The 15486-nt window shown below is 41.2% G+C and carries 14 protein-coding genes; 10 read left to right on the top strand and 4 right to left on the bottom strand.

The genetic code is table 11. The features are described 5' to 3' along the window. Positions 1 to 437: 437 nt before the first annotated feature. The 5 genes from A9267_RS19275 to A9267_RS19260 are packed head-to-tail and all read left to right on the top strand — an operon-like array spanning position 438 to position 4651. Complete coding sequence (locus A9267_RS19275; protein ID WP_156669209.1) at positions 438 to 1481, top strand: hypothetical protein; 1044 nt, start codon at positions 438 to 440, stop codon at positions 1479 to 1481. Continuing rightward, positions 1471 to 4032 (top strand): hypothetical protein, encoded by a 2562-nt coding sequence (locus A9267_RS19270; RefSeq protein ID WP_065110386.1) that lies wholly within the window; start codon positions 1471 to 1473, stop codon positions 4030 to 4032. Before A9267_RS19275 ends, A9267_RS19270 begins: the two co-directional genes overlap by 11 nt. Next, positions 4029 to 4157 (top strand): hypothetical protein, encoded by a 129-nt coding sequence (locus A9267_RS22205; RefSeq protein WP_269454738.1) that lies wholly within the window; start codon positions 4029 to 4031, stop codon positions 4155 to 4157. The genes A9267_RS19270 and A9267_RS22205 overlap by 4 nt, the downstream gene beginning before the upstream one ends. Then, complete coding sequence (locus tag A9267_RS19265) at positions 4150 to 4341, top strand: hypothetical protein (protein WP_055025553.1); 192 nt, start codon at positions 4150 to 4152, stop codon at positions 4339 to 4341. The genes A9267_RS22205 and A9267_RS19265 overlap by 8 nt, the downstream gene beginning before the upstream one ends. 4 nt (positions 4342 to 4345) lie before the next feature. Beyond that, positions 4346 to 4651, top strand: a complete 306-nt coding sequence (locus A9267_RS19260) for a hypothetical protein (protein ID WP_055025552.1) — start codon at positions 4346 to 4348, stop codon at positions 4649 to 4651. A 69-nt stretch (positions 4652 to 4720) separates the two neighbouring features. Here the strand turns inward: A9267_RS19260 and A9267_RS19255 are convergent, their stop codons facing one another. Beyond that, positions 4721 to 5665 (bottom strand): LysR family transcriptional regulator, encoded by a 945-nt coding sequence (locus A9267_RS19255; RefSeq protein WP_055025551.1) that lies wholly within the window; start codon positions 5663 to 5665, stop codon positions 4721 to 4723. A 229-nt stretch (positions 5666 to 5894) separates the two neighbouring features. Here A9267_RS19255 and A9267_RS19250 point away from each other — a divergent pair, with 229 nt between their 5' ends. The 4 genes from A9267_RS19250 (at position 5895) to A9267_RS19235 (ending at position 11636) form a co-directional block, all read left to right on the top strand. Next, positions 5895 to 6977 carry an efflux RND transporter periplasmic adaptor subunit gene (locus A9267_RS19250; RefSeq protein ID WP_065110385.1) on the top strand — a complete coding sequence of 361 codons (1083 nt, stop codon included), beginning with the start codon at positions 5895 to 5897 and terminating at the stop codon, positions 6975 to 6977. Positions 6978 to 6980: 3 nt separating this feature from the next. Further along, a complete protein-coding gene (locus A9267_RS19245) occupies positions 6981 to 10067 on the top strand; it encodes an efflux RND transporter permease subunit (RefSeq protein ID WP_065110384.1) in 3087 nt (1028 codons plus the stop codon). Between the two features lie 179 nt (positions 10068 to 10246). Further along, complete coding sequence (locus tag A9267_RS19240; protein WP_065110383.1) at positions 10247 to 10843, top strand: TetR/AcrR family transcriptional regulator; 597 nt, start codon at positions 10247 to 10249, stop codon at positions 10841 to 10843. Between the two features lie 100 nt (positions 10844 to 10943). Next, positions 10944 to 11636 (top strand): haloacid dehalogenase type II, encoded by a 693-nt coding sequence (locus A9267_RS19235; RefSeq protein WP_231919226.1) that lies wholly within the window; start codon positions 10944 to 10946, stop codon positions 11634 to 11636. Between the two features lie 50 nt (positions 11637 to 11686). Here A9267_RS19235 and A9267_RS19230 read toward each other — a convergent pair whose 3' ends face one another. The 3 genes from A9267_RS19230 to A9267_RS19220 all read right to left on the bottom strand — a co-directional run bounded on the left by A9267_RS19230 (position 11687) and on the right by A9267_RS19220 (position 14134). Continuing rightward, positions 11687 to 12667 (bottom strand): sensor domain-containing diguanylate cyclase, encoded by a 981-nt coding sequence (locus A9267_RS19230; protein ID WP_082972471.1) that lies wholly within the window; start codon positions 12665 to 12667, stop codon positions 11687 to 11689. 186 nt (positions 12668 to 12853) lie between these two features. After that, entirely contained in the window at positions 12854 to 13507 is a 654-nt protein-coding gene (locus A9267_RS19225) for a DsbA family oxidoreductase (protein WP_065110382.1), read from the bottom strand. A gap of 72 nt (positions 13508 to 13579) precedes the next feature. Continuing rightward, the gene (locus A9267_RS19220) at positions 13580 to 14134 is read right to left on the bottom strand and encodes a carboxymuconolactone decarboxylase family protein (RefSeq protein WP_055025546.1); all 555 of its coding nucleotides are present in this window, start codon (positions 14132 to 14134) and stop codon (positions 13580 to 13582) included. 380 nt (positions 14135 to 14514) lie between these two features. On the opposite strand from A9267_RS19220, the gene A9267_RS19215 reads away from it, so the two are divergent. Beyond that, positions 14515 to 15417 carry a helix-turn-helix domain-containing protein gene (locus A9267_RS19215; RefSeq protein ID WP_065110381.1) on the top strand — a complete coding sequence of 301 codons (903 nt, stop codon included), beginning with the start codon at positions 14515 to 14517 and terminating at the stop codon, positions 15415 to 15417. Positions 15418 to 15486: the final 69 nt, after the last annotated feature.

The following is a 15486-nucleotide window of genomic DNA, read 5'->3' as shown; positions in this document are numbered from 1 at the left end:
TGTTGCGTTATTTTTGTACAAAGATGTCATAGTTGGGGGTATTCGTGCATGCTTCGACTGTCATAAACATTAGCAACTTGTGAATTAAGGTTTTGAATTATCGATTAAAAATTAAACCGCATGTTGCAAGATAAATAGAAGCCATTAGTTGGAGAGTCCACCTTAAAAATTTAATTTTATTGTGAATGACACCACTCGAGATATCACCGCTTGGGTGGCGGGAATTGCAGAAATACCTTAAAGGTGACCTGAGTGATAAAGGATAAAGTCAGTTGGAGCGCTTCAATATTACTGTTTGAAAAATAGGCAGAAATGACAGTAAACGTTACAAAAAGCGACTTTAGATCACTTATTGAACGAGCAAGGTTCTATTTTCGTTGCATTTGTTAATTTTCTGCTTTATTTTCAGTTCGCAATGATAAAGAAGAGGGGTTTTTGTGTCGTTATTGAGAAATGTCTGCATTGGTTTACTGGTAGCGCTTATGTTTACCGGATGTGCAGTGGATAAAAGACCAGATAGCTATAAACCTGCTATCAATATCAGCCCATCTATCGCAGCCCACGCAAGTTTACTTTCAAAAGATCAAGCCTTACAACATGCATTAGAACGTCGTAATCTGGTCATCAGTCGCACTGGTGAAGTATTGCCGTTAAATCAAAATGTGTGTCAATCTGCGCTTTATTATCAAATTAGCGATAGACCGTTGCCGAGTTATATTGGTCAGCATCAAGATTTACTTAGTGGCTTTGTTTTAAAAGTCATTTATAGCGATGAACAGTGGAAAGTCGTTAATCCCGAGCGTGAATTGATGCCACTTAACGATTTTTATGAAGACTTTTCTGCTACATTCTCAGCACAAGACCAGTTAATATTTCAGCCATCTGCTAACCCAACAAACGCCCAATTGAAGCTGCTTATGCAAGTTGTGAGTCAGGTGTTTGAACAACATGCCACTTCATTTATTGTGTCTGCGAGTCAGGCTGCGTCAGTTAAGACCGCAGGGTTTCAGGCCATCACCACCAAAGCAAATAGCCAGCAACGATTTATTCATTCGTCATCTCACGGGGTCACCCAAATACAAGTAAACGATAGCTTTGGTGATAGTGAAACCTTAGCCATTATTTTCGAGTCGGATCCATTAACTGCGTGCATGAAAACCAATACTAATTTGGTGAATGATCCAGTAAACGATGTGCTAAAACCACCTTTAAAAATCGACCAACAACTACTGGTAGCAACATTGCCTAAAGATGCTGACTTTAATCAGTTAGCTGAGCAAGAAGCGCTATTTAGCGAAGGGGTTTATCTCAACATATGGGGTGATAAAAAGCCTTATGGCGATAACAACCAGTTAATTGCCGATCGATGCATTAAGCCAGAAAGCCATTTACTTGCAGAATGCAGTAGCAGAATTGGCGACGGTAACACTAAAACCGTAAATGGCAGAGCAATTTTAAGGCGCGTAAATAATGAAAAGTAAACTTTTTGAGCACTTCATTATTGTGTTCATACTGGCTTTGTTCAGTGTGTATGTTTGTCTAGAGTTATCGCTCAATGTGCTATTGATTGACTTATATGCTCAGCCTATTCAACAGGTTTTTGGTGAATTTAGTCTCAACGCCGAGCGGCTCGAACTTTTTGGTCGAGTCTTATCTGGTTTTGGTTTGGCTTTATGTATCACAACGTTTTTCGTTAACAGTAAACGAGTTAAAACGCTTTTGCCTTCATTGGCTGATAAAGACGATAAATATGTTAATAAGCAGCTAAATTGGAAAATTAGGCCGCTGGTATTAGTGGTTGCTTGGGCGCTTATCATTCCTTCGCTTCGCGTGGCGGTTGATACCGCGGTTAACATTACCAGTAATGAAGGTAAGCTAGGTGCCGTAAGAGCTATTGTTTATAAAGAAGCTTACTTAGCTGAAGTGGTCAGTATTGAAGGATTTCCAGAGTTAGATAACATTGCCAGTGACCCAAATCGCAAGCAATTGATGGTCGCAATGATCCCGTCTTTAGCTTACTTATCAACGGGCTTTAATAGCCTGATTGGCAGTAATTTAGAAAGCATGGCCAATCAGTTTTTGTTAAGCCGCCAAGAAGATGTGTTTATAGCCGAAGCGTTACCGCGTATTCGTCAGTTTGATCGCGTTTATGAGCAAGAGTTTTCGCAATATAAGCAAGCCAGTAAAGAGTATGTCACTGCATTTAAAAGAGAAAATAATTATGCATTGATTGAAGCTGAGCGTGTTGCGTTACTAAAGCAAGCTAATACTAATATCAGTGACCACTGGAAAGAATACTCTGAAGCCTTGCTTACTGCAGGTGAGTTTAGAGAAAGCTATGCCACTGATGATGAAAGTGTGCTTCGTAAAGAATTTAGTGAATTTAAAAGAAGATACTGGGACTCGGATTGTAAAAGAGATTGCCGAGATAGAAATAGACAACTCTTTGCAGATTACATCAACAACCTCAAATTTGAAGATGGAGAACCGTTCGGTATTTACTTAGCACCTGATGAGATCAACGCTTCTAAAGTGTTCAAGTCTAAATATAATTTACTGGGAATGTTTGATAGAGGGCGAGTGAACTACTTACACCGCCATTATGGCATTCCAGAAGACATGGAGTATGAGCAGTACCTTAGCTCAACAATCGCGACCCAAATAGCGATTAGTACATTTAAAAGTGGGATCGTCAACGTCAGTAATGATTGGACATTTGATGATCATCAACAACTGCGAAATGCGATTGAAGCTAAATATAAAGGCCGAGCCAAAGCCATTTGGAATGAATATCTTGCGTCATCTCAATTTAAGCTACCAAAGCCAAGGCTTGACCGGGTGGCATTTGCTCGTTCTGATGTTGTTAAGCAGTTTGCAAGTGATAGCTTAGGGCCATTTTATTTGTCGAGCTTTACACCAGGCATTTCTGAACAAAATTACAAGAAAAAATGGCTGGATCAACAAGACAATATTTCGTTCATTAAAATGGTCACATCGACGGCTGCCACAGCCGCATTTTCGCCTGGCGGCAGTATGCATAAACTGGGTAAAGATGCGGTCACCTTAGCGGTTATTCCTCCCTTTAGTATTGTTGCCAGCTTGTTTGCGATTGGCGGGTTATTTTTAAAAATTGGTCTTTATCTATATCCACGCCATAAAGGGTATTTATCTGTCGCGATTGTAGGCGGTGTCATGGCCTTTGCGTTGCCAGTTGGTGCTAGCCTGAACAGCAAAAGTGCTTACAACCAAATGATGGCTAATTTTGCTGATACATACAGTACAGAGTCATTGCTTGACCAAGGCTTTACTATGGGCTTTGGTTACGTGATGGATATTGAGAATGGTATCCACAGTACCTATCGTCGTTTAGCTGTTATTGATGTTGTTGCTGAGCTGCTATATGCCAATACAGACACTCAGGATGCGGCGACAGGTGAGATTATTTCAAGGGAAAATCCATTTAGAATTTACGATGACTTTGCTCATAAACAACTGCAATTCATCCCTAATTTACTAGGGTTTCAAGAGGTTGTCTCACCATTTGACACGAATATTACTGTGCTAAAACAAGACCTCAATGTGGGGGCTTACATGGGTGTCAGGTTAGCGGACAATAAAGTGAAATCAGTCAGCATGCCAAACTTTTTAGAGCATACGAATATCGGCGTGCTTGCAGAGCAAAAGTACTTCTATAAACCTAAGGTTAGCGAGTTAGCCACTAACTTTATTTCTAATTATGACGACCCGATTTATTGGTTTAATTTAAGCCAAGGCTCGGTTGGGAAGAAGTCAGTTATTGATAAGCTTGAAACCAATATGGTCAGCTATTTAAATAATAATGAAGAGACCTTAGCTTTACTTAATAGTTTAAAGAGTAAAGGCCATAATAACCTTATTTTGTTAGAGCTTGAGAACAGTAAGCGCTACCGCTGCTTTATGTTAAAAAGCCTTGATGCTGCGGCCATTAGTCAATCAATCAGCCTGAATACCTTTGATTACCAAGAGCTGCCAAAATGTAAGGCGACAATATGAGGCAAGTAATAATTATCACTGTTAACGATGCCAGTAACCAGCAAGTTGTTGGTGTTGAAACGCTTTGGTTTTATCGAATGAAAGACAGGGCAAGGAAAGTATACGAGATGAAAAATAATGACTAACGCACTCTCATGGATTGTAGAGCTAGTTGTCGGATGGCTAGCTGAAAACATATCAACCTTACTTGTAGCCTTAATTGTAGTGGGGTGTATTTATTACTTTAATCTACAAGAACAAGCCGCCATTGCAGAGCTTGGTAAACAGGCTGAATTAATAAAACTTAAAATTTCAATGATAACGGAGTAACCCTATGACTGAAACTGCCAAAAAATCCAAGGTTACTTTCACCTTAGACTTCAATTTTTTTAGCTTGCTTACCTTGTTAATTGTGTTGTTTTTCGCTTATACCGCGCACAAAAAGAACATGGATAATGCCGATAAAATGAATAATTTATTGGTTAAGTATGAACAAACCCTAGATGCAGCAATCGCTGGCGACAAGGTGACGCTTGCCCAATATCAGAAAAATGTAAAAAAAGCGGTGGCGTCGTTGTCACCTAAAGAGAAAAAATTATTGTTGGCTTTACTCGAAATCGACAATAAAAAGCCGCTATAAATGAAATAAGGATGCCAAAAGGCATCCTTTTTTATTAATATATTTCAATATTATAGGTGTTGAATTGGCCTATATCAGTGGTTTAATCGCACCACGAATCTTTGCTATTTGGTTACAGGTTCCTGTTTGTGAACAGTTTTCTAGTTCGATGAGCATATGATCAATAAAACGTTGGCTGGCAAGGCTAATGTATCGTCTCGATGGGTAGACTAAATAGCACTTTCCTTCATAAGGGGCTGAGTCTTTGAACAGCATTTCTAATTGACCTGTTTTGACATAATCTTGGCAAAAAGGTAATGGCATCATGGCGATACCTGCTCCAGCTAAAGTGGCTTCTAAGCAAACAGAGAGGTTGTTGACACATAAATTCCCTTTTACTGATAAAACCATGTCTTGGCCGAATGGGACTTCATTAAATATTCGTCCATTTGGGTATCGAAATAAAATTGAATTGTGATCGCTGATTTCTTCAGGGGTTTGCGGCGTTCCAGCTCGGGCAAGGTATTCAGGGCTTGCAAAAAAATGCACTGTCTCGCTCATGATGTGCCTAGCAACCATTTCATTTTCATTAAATGAATCTTCCAACATAAACGCCAAATCAATATTGTTGCGGATCATATCTTGAGGTTCGGCACTGACAATAATTTCAACTGTGATGGAAGGATGCAGATCCATAAAATGTAAAATGCCTTGGGTTATTTGCAATAACTCAGGAATAGGGAAGACAAGAATTCGTAAATGACCACCGACATCGGTTTTCTCATTAGTCAGTTCTGACAAGGTTTCTTCTAATGAAGACATCATTGAAGTGGTTTTATCGTAAAAGTGACTGCCCGATGCCGTTAATGTCATTGAGCGGCTTTGGCGGTGAAAAAGCTTTACCGATAATTCATCTTCTAATGCCTGTAAGCGTCGACTCAAGGTTGATTTAGGTAAGTTCAAAATGTCTGCAGCCTCAACAAGGCTGCCGGTTTCAACGATTCTATGGAACAGCGAAATATCTTCAGTTTTCATCTAGATGACTCTTTAAATTGTATTTAACTTATCCATAGCGTTAACAAAGTCCTGACTATCTATTATCAGTTTGCACACACAATTCTGTATATAGCAAGTAAATGTAGTTTCATTAAATGGAACCTATAGTTCCAGATCATTCCATTTTGTTCAACCATAATCACTGGTATCTTTGCGCCCTGTTTACATCAAGGTTACATGACTTTGTTTCGCTATTGGGAATTCGAAAATGAAACACCTCCTACTACCATTTTCACTTTTATTGTTCATTCTGATGACATCGGGTTGTACTGCTGAGTCTATTGAAACGCCTCCACCGACAATTCGGCCAGTGAAATTGCTAACAGTGACAGATGTTAATGCTGGCTCCATTCGCGCTTTTCCAGCAAAAGTCGCTGCGACTAAACAAGCTAATCTTGCTTTTCGAGTCTCAGGTCATTTAGTTGAGTTGTCGTTATTTGAAGGGCAGCAAGTGCGAAAGGGTACTGTGCTTGCACGCCTTGATGATCGAGATGCACGTAACACGTTATTAAACCGCGAAGCCGATCATGAGCTTGCTGCAGCTGACTTCAAGCGCAAAGGTGAGCTATTAAGACGTGAGCTTATTTCTGCCGCTGAGTATGACTTAGCAAAGGCCCAGCTTAAATCAGCTGAAGCGAATCTTGCTAATGCAAAAGATCAATTAAGTTATACCGTTTTGAAAGCGCCATATACAGGCACAATTGCCAAGATTGATATGGACAACTTTCAGATGGTACAAGCGAACCAAGCCATTTTAGTGCTGCAAAAAGACAGCAAGATTGATGTGGTGATTCAAGTACCTGAATCATTAGCGAGCACGGTAACGCGATTTAATCCTAATTCTAGTTTTGTCCCTCAGGTGCGCTTTGCTAATAATCCTCAAAAAGCATACCCAGTAAAATTGAAAGAACATGCAACGCAAATTACTCAAGGTACTCAAACCTATGAAGTGGTATTTACCTTGCCACGGCCGCAATCTATCACTGTTTTACCTGGTATGAGTGCTGAGGTGAGTATGGATGTGACTGGGACAGAGCCAAGCTCTATCACTGCAATTGTTCCTGCCAATGCAGTGTTTAAGCGTGATGCAGATGGTCAAGATGTTGTTTGGTTATACAGTGACGAAACGGGTACGGTGAATCAGCACCTAGTGACTATCGGTAATGTAACGACTCATGGTATTGAAATTATTGATGGTATTAATATTGGCGATCAAGTTGTGGTTGCTGGTGTGCAGTACTTATCTGAAGATCAAGCAGTGAAGCCGTTGCGCTGGCAACGAGGTGTATAAGCGATGAATTTTGCAGAGTTATCAATCACCCGTAAGGTGATCAGCTGGATGTTCGCGCTATTGTTACTCGTTGGCGGTAGTATTTCATTTTTTAGCTTAGGTCAGTTGGAATTTCCTGAGTTCACTCTTAAAAATGCATTAGTGGTGACCAGTTACCCTGGCGCATCACCTGAACAAGTGGAAGAGGAAGTCACTTTACCGCTTGAAGATGCACTACAACAACTTGATGGCATAAAGCACATAGTTTCAATTAACAGTGCGGGTTTATCGCAAATCGAAATTGAAATTGTAGAGCAGTACGACAAAGACGCACTACCCCAAATGTGGGATGAAGTGCGCCGTAAGGTTAATGACACGATCCCTCAGTTACCACCTGGGGTGAATACCCCATCTGTGATTGATGACTTTGGTGATGTTTACGGAATCTTACTCAATATCAGTGGTGACGGTTATAGCAACCGTGAACTGCAAAATTATGCGGACTTTTTACGTCGCGAACTCGTGCTCGTTGATGGCATCAAAAAGGTCACGATTGCAGGTAAAATTAACGAGCAAGTCATTGTTGAGATGTCTCAGCAAAAGCTCAATGCGTTAGGCCTAGATCAAGATTATATCTACAGCTTAATCAATAGTCAGAACGTGGTATCTAATGCTGGGACTATCCGCGTTGGTGATAACCGTATTCGTATTCATCCAACAGGGGAATTTGATAGCGTATCGGAAATGGAGCGCCTATTGGTGAGTGCGCCTGGTAGCACTAAATTAGTCTACCTAGGGGATATCGCCAAAATCTACAAAGACACAGAAGAAACCCCAAGCAATATCTATCATGCTAATGGTAAAAACGCATTATCGATTGGTATTTCGTTCTCAAGTGGTGTGAACGTGGTAACGGTTGGCGAAAGTGTCAATGCAAGAATGGTAGAGCTTAACGGCGAACTGCCTATTGGCATGCAGCTAGAAACGGTTTACGACCAAAGTAAGATGGTCGATCAAACGGTAAAAGGCTTTTTAGTCAGCCTTGCTCAATCTATCGCTATTGTGATTGGTGTGCTGTTGGTGTTTATGGGGGTACGCTCTGGCATCCTGATTGGTTTGGTGTTGCTATTGACCATTCTTGGCACCTTTATCGTGATGAAAGTGCTTAATATCGAGCTGCAGTTAATCTCGCTCGGAGCCTTGATCATCGCGCTTGGTATGCTGGTGGATAACGCCATTGTAGTTACTGAGGGGATATTAATTGGCATTAAACGTGGTAAAACCCGTTTAGAAACTGCCAAAGAAGTCGTCACACAAACGCAGTGGCCGCTACTGGGCGCCACCATTATTGCCATTATTGCTTTTGCGCCTATTGGTTTATCTGACACTGCTACTGGCGAGTTCTGTGTATCGCTATTCCAAGTGTTGTTAATCTCGCTATTTATTAGCTGGATTACTGCGATGACGCTAACACCTTTCTTTTGCAATATGATGTTCAAAGATGGTGACGCGCCAACTGGAGATGTTGAGGATGACCCATACAAAGGGTGGTTATTTCAGGTTTATCGCACCACATTAAACCTTGCGATACGCTTTAGAGTGCTTACCGTTCTGTTAATTATTGCAGCATTAATCACCTCACTTGCTGGTTTTGGTCACGTGAAAAACGTGTTTTTCCCTGCGTCAAACACGCCAATATTTTATGTTGATGTGTGGATGCCTGAAGGAACTGATATCAAAGCGACTGAGTCTTTCTTACATAAAATTGAAGAGAATCTCTTAGCTGAGCAAGCTGAAAAAGATGTCGGCATGGTTAACTTGACCACAGTGCTAGGTCAAGGCGCGCAACGTTACGTGCTGCCCTATGTACCAGAAAAAGGCTACAGTTCTTATGGTCAGTTATTGATTGAAATGACCGATTTAACTACCGTAAACAGCTATATGCGTATTCTGGAAAAAGAGTTGAGTGTGCGTTTCCCAGAGGCTGAATATCGCTTTAAATACATGGAAAATGGTCCAAGCCCAGCCGCAAAAATTGAAGCGCGTTTTTATGGCGAAGATCCAAAAGTACTGCGTGAAATCGCGGTTAAAGCTGAAGCGATTTTTAATGCTGAACCAACAGCCGTTGGCGTAAGACATAACTGGCGCAATCAAGTTCAAATGATCCGCCCGCAACTGGCGTTTGCTCAAGCTAGAGAAACCGGTATCAGCAAAACGGACTTAGATAATGCATTACTGACCAACTTCAGTGGTAAGTCAGTGGGTGTGTATCGTGAAAATAGTCACTTGCTACCTATTGTTGCTCGTGCACCCGCGTCAGAACGTTTAGATGCTGAAAGTATTTGGAAACTGCAAGTATGGAGTAGCGAAAGCAATACCTTTGTTCCTGCAACACAAGTGGTTTCAAGCTTTGATACTGAGTGGGAAAACCCAATCATTATGCGTCGTGACCGTAAGCGTGTGTTGTCAGTGCTTGCCGACCCGATTAATGGTAYCGATGAAACGGCTGATTCTGTATTCCGTAAATTACGCCCAGCAATAGAAGCCATCGAACTGCCAGCAGGCTATGAGCTTGAATGGGGCGGAGAGTATGAATTATCAACTGAAGCTCAAGTGTCAGTATTTAGCTCATTACCTATGGGTTACTTATTCATGTTTTTGATTACGGTATTACTGTTTAACTCAGTCAGGCAGCCATTGGTTATCTGGTTTACTGTACCACTGGCGTTAATTGGTGTGGTATCGGGTCTATTGTTATTTGATGCACCGTTTAGCTTTATGGCGTTACTTGGGTTACTCAGTTTAACTGGGATGATCATTAAAAATGGTATCGTGCTGGTGGACCAAATCAACGTAGAGCTCAGAGAGGGCAAAGACCCTTATCAAGCGGTAGTGGACTCGTCGGTTAGCCGTGTTAGGCCAGTGTTGATGGCGGCAATTACCACTATGTTAGGTATGGTGCCGCTATTAAGTGATGCCTTTTTTGGCTCAATGGCGATTACCATTATCTTTGGTCTTGGATTTGCGTCGATTTTGACATTGATTGTTTTACCTGTGACATACACCATCGCATTTCGGATCCCTTATCAAGGAAAAACCGTCGCAATCTAATGATTCAGCAAGGGTCACCTTGCACATGAAATGATGAAATAAAGCCTAACTTGTCGAGCAAGTTAGGCTTTTTTATGTGCTATTACACTGGACGATTTGGGTAGTAAACCCTATAATTGAACGAGTGCTCAATATGAGTTGAGTGACTGTTTAATATAGATTGAGATATCGAGATAGCTATGAGTAAACCGGCCAAATTTAATCGCGAAGAAACCATTAAAAAAGCTGCTGACCTTTATTGGGAAAAGGGCTTTCACGCGACCTCTATGCGTAACTTACAAGAAGTCATAGATATGCGCCCGGGTAGCATTTACGCAAGCTTTGGCAGTAAAGAGGGTTTATTCAAAGAAGCCCTACAACACTATGCGCAATCTGGTGTTGCTCAGCTAGACTTATGTGTTGAGCAATCGGACTCGCCGCTTGCAGCTCTGAAGATGTTTGTTGAATGTGCTGTGTCGGCGCGTGAGCACAATGCTCCGAGTGGTATGTGTATGTTAGTGAAAACGGTGGCTGAATTAACCGAAGAGCATGCCGAGTTACTCGCAGAAGCTAAGCAATCACTTATTATGGTCGAAGCTGCATTTGCTAAATTATTAGCTCAAGCACAAGACAATGGCGAGCTAGATTCAAGCCAAACGCCACAAGCCTTGGCTCGTTTCCTACAAGTGCAAATTATCGGTATTCGCACCTATGCCCATGCCAATAGTGACGACAATACCATACAAGATTTTATTGAAGCCATATTCAGTAATCCGCCTTTAGCCAGACAGAGTTAATAAGACTTTTCCTCGTTGAAGCGATGTTATTGAAGGTGCTGTTATTAAAAGCTCTGCTATTTACTGAGTACATGTCATTAAAGGGTAAGGAGTGAGGAAGGTGAAAGAAAATCTAAAACGGCCAAACATCACCTTGGCTTTTGATGTGTATGGCACCTTAATTAATACTCATGGGGTGTTAATCCTGCTCGAGACAATGATAGGCGACAAGGCTAAAGCCTTTTCCAATCGTTGGCGTGAAAAGCAATTAGAGTATTCCTTTCGTCGCGGGTTGATGAAAAACTATGTTCCTTTTAGTGACTGTACCCGCCAAGCACTTGAATATACCTGCGATTATTATCAAATTCCCTTATCTGCTGAACAAAAACATGCGCTGATGGAGTGTTACAAAACCTTACCCAGCTTTGAAGATGTTAAGCCTGCTTTGATAGCATTAAAAGCCCAGGGTTATCGTATGTTTGCTTTTTCAAATGGCACTAAGCGTGCCGTTGAAACATTACTGCATGCAGCGGGAATAGATGCATTGTTTGAAGGGGTCGTCAGTGCTGACGAGATAAAAACGTTTAAACCTAACCCAGATATTTACCAACACTTTTTACAGGCAACTGAGTCGAAAGCAAGCGATACTTGGCTGAYATCAAGTAATCCGTTTGATGTGATTGGTGCAATAGCGACGGGGCTAAAAGCGGCATGGGTTAAGCGAACAGAAGGGGCTGTATTTGACCCGTGGGAAATACAGCCTAACCTGATTGTTGCTGATTTACAGCTGCTTGATTCTGCACTTAACGAGTGATAACCGATAGTAATTGATAGTGATTGATAGTGATTGAAGCCTTAGTAGAATTAAGCAACTCGTTTTTTATTTTTAAGCATTTCTTGATCGGCTTTATCGAGTAAATCAGTAAAATTGGCATGTAAATCGACTTCGATACTACCAATAGAGACGGAATACTCAGGTAAATGTTTCGCGCGTTTCGCGCAGCAAAAACCAACCTCTAGACGTTGCTTAAAGGCAACGAGATCGGACTCATGTTCTAACATAACCAGTGCGACAAATTCATCCCCACCAATACGACCAATGACATCACTTTGACGCACGGTATTCTGCAATACTGTGCCAATGTGCTTAATCATATCGTCACCCGTTTTATGGCCATGTTGGTCATTAATAAGCTTAAAGTTATCGACATCTAAGTAGCAAAGTCCCAGCTTAGCTTGATTACGTTTGGCTAGCGCAATACGTTGCTGACTCAGGGTTTCAAAGCCACGACGATTATTAATGCCTGATAAAGGATCTGTAATCGCCAGTTGCTGCATTTGGCCGTATAAATCGATTAAGGCGAGATCAGATTCAAGAATGTCTTTTAATTGTTCAATAAGCTCTAAGTAACTGTCCTCATATTCTGTTTGCTTATAATCCATGACACAGAATGTTCCGAAAGGGTGCCCGTCAGGCCAAAAAACGGGGACGCCCAAATAAGACGTAAAGCCATCGTTGTGGACTTCTGGGTTGGTATCCCAACAAGGGTCTATCGGGGCATTGGGCACGTACAGCGGATTGCCAGTTTCAACGATACGGCGACAGAAAATATTGGCTTCGGGCTCTATGACAATGCCTGCTGCATAGGGATTACTGTCTTGCTGACTTGAGATCGTGACTTGAAAGCCATCATCGGGGGTAAATTGAACTAAAAAGCCGGCAGGAGCATGAAATACCTTAGCAAGTAAGTTCACCGTTTTTTGCCACTTATCTAATGATATGAGCTCATTAGGATTATCAAGAAGGAATGTTTTGGGATCAAATATTGGTTTTTTTTTATTCATTGATAAACCCATCATGCTTTTTCAATGAATTAATTATAGTTCAATATTTCAGATTCGAGGTATTGCCAGTCAGCGCGAGCGTTGAGACAAGGATTTGAATATAAACCGTGAAGGCAAATCTATATAACTTTTTGTCGCTCAATAGATTTGCCGAACACAGATGCCATGTTAGGTAACGATGATAAGTTAGTTAGCGGACTCTTCAAGTAACTGAGTCAGCACTTGCTTATAAGAGTCAACAGGGTGAGCACCGTTTAGCGCGCTGGTGCGGTTAAATACCACAGTAGGAACAGATGAAATACCCGCTGCTGTCCATTGGTCTTTTTCCATGTTGATGCGCGTTCGCACCTCAGGGTTATCCAGTAACGCCATTGCTTCATCAACTTGTAAACCGACAGTGGCTAACTCTTCAGCCAACACTGCTCTGTCTGAGATATCTTTATGTTCAGTGAAGTAGGCAGAAAATAATCTTAGCTTGAGCTGGGTTTGCTTATCGAATTGTTTGGCATAATCTAACAATATGTGCGCATCGAAGGTATTCACTATGTGCATGTTATCGCCAAAGTTAAATTCAAAACCTAACTCAGCGCCACGAGCGGTAATATTGGCGCGGGCATTGTCACTATCTTCACGGCTCGAACCATATTTGCGAGCCACGTGAGCACGTAACTCTTCACCTTCTGGTGGCATGTTTGGGTTAAGTTCAAACGGTTGCCACTCAATATCGACTTTATCTGCAATATCCAGCTCGCGAATCGCTTGTTGTAAGCTTTGATAACCAACAATGCACCATGGACAAACAACATCTGACACGATATCGAGTTTAATTTTATCTGACATGCTTAGCCTTGTTTTTGTGGTGATGAAACGAAAACCAGCGAAAGCTGATAATGCTTTCGCTGGTGCTATGTTTTACTTGTTATCTTGCCATGCAAATGGCTGAAATGGCGCATCTACTGGAGTATGTGCAATGTGATTAACGTAGTTGCTGATCACTTTTTGCGACAAACCTAAAATAATTTCCAGTAACTGCTGTTGACCATAACCTGCGGCAAAGAAGGCGTCCATTTCTGCATCGGATAATAAACCACGTTTACGAACCATGAGTAATGTGGTGTCGTGCAGCGCTTGTAACTTGTCAGTTGGCATAGCAGTGCGGTTTCTTAGTGCTTCGGTTAATTCACTATCAACCTTCATCATGCCTGCAATAGCGGTATGTGCTGGGACACAATATGTGCAGCCATGCTCAACATTAATGGTTTGCCACACCACGGTAAGCTCTTCGGCGTTAAATGATGAGTTAGTAAATAGTTTATGTAGGTCTTGATATGCCTCAAATGTCGCAGGAGACTCAGCAAGTACACCATGTAGATTGGGGATCATGCCGTTAGCTTTTTTAGATTGCGCTAATAAATCTTTACTTGCTGCAGGCGCAGTCTCTAAGGTGTGAATAGTAAATTTGCTCATGGTGTACTCCAGAATTTATATCATTCAAATGTGTTTAATTAATTCAAATATTATTAGCAGTAATACACCATGTTGTTGGCGTACATTTGCTTGGCTTGGTTAAAATATAGAATGAATTGAACGATCGTTCAAGTTTTATTTTGAACAATTGTTCAATATGGTTTAATTATCTATCTAAGGTGATGAAAATTATCAGCAAAATAATTGTGCTGATAAAAGTGTTACATTAGTCGTTATCTGAATTGGTTGATGGAGCTGTTGGGCGAGGGGCTTTATGTTTTGCTATTCGCTTGCTATAACTAGTTGTAGCTATAGCTGCTATATTTTCGAGAGTTTTTGCCGTTTATCGTTAGTTTTGATCATTATTTGGAAAGACATCTATGAGAGGCCAGTCGCCTTATTCTCGCGTTGAGCGAATCCTTGAATATATCCATCGCCATATCGATCAAACCTTAGGTTTGGATGATTTAGTGGAGGTGTTTGGCATTTCAAGATGGCAATTGCAGCGTATTTTTCAGCAGCAAACAGGTTTAAATGTGGCCCAATATGTCAGGGAGTTAAAGTTGAGTTTAGCTGCCGAAAAAGTACTGACGACCCATGATCGTATGCTAGATATAGCGTATCAATTTGGTTTTACTTCTGAGGTCAGCTTTAGTCGTTCATTTAAACAACTGTTTGGTCTTAGCCCTAGTCAATATCGCAGACGGGGTACCAAAGTTGGTCTAAGAAACCCTATCACTCAACGAGCTGAGCATTTTATTGATAGTACTTCTTTGCAGACCCGTATTGAGCATCGACCAGAGTTTACTGTTTATGGTATTTCAAGTCCGTTAAACGGTTTGTTGGAAGCCTCGCCAAACGTGGCAACAATTGTGCCTAATTTATGGGAGACCTTATTTAGTCAACTCGGTGAGAGCACGAAATGTAAAGCGCAATTGGTTGGGGTTGTAGATACCCAACAGCAAACACCAGAACATGCCAATTTACATTATTGGGCGGCATTGCAAATCGATGCACCTTCTGCTGAAACAATACAGTCCTATGTTACACAAGCTAAGTTATCCAGTTTGGTTATCCCTACTCAAGATTATGCTGTGGTGTCTTACCATGGTTTAGCGAGTGGCTTTAGCCAATTAGTTGAGTGGTTAATATGCGATTGGTTACCTCAATCAGGCTTTGACAGCGTGAATGGCTTTGAACTTGAACATTATGGACCACTCACGTCCCATATTGATACACCCACCGATATGGAATATTGGTTACCTATTCGAACCTTGCCTTAATACAGTTAATTAGGAATTGTGATTTTACTCTCGAAATCATACTTTATTTCAAATTTCCTCGTTTCATGC

It is taken from the genome of Shewanella sp. UCD-FRSSP16_17, assembly GCF_001675935.1.
GTDB lineage: Bacteria > Pseudomonadota > Gammaproteobacteria > Enterobacterales > Shewanellaceae > Shewanella > Shewanella japonica.
This window is presented reverse-complemented; position numbering and strand designations above follow the sequence as displayed.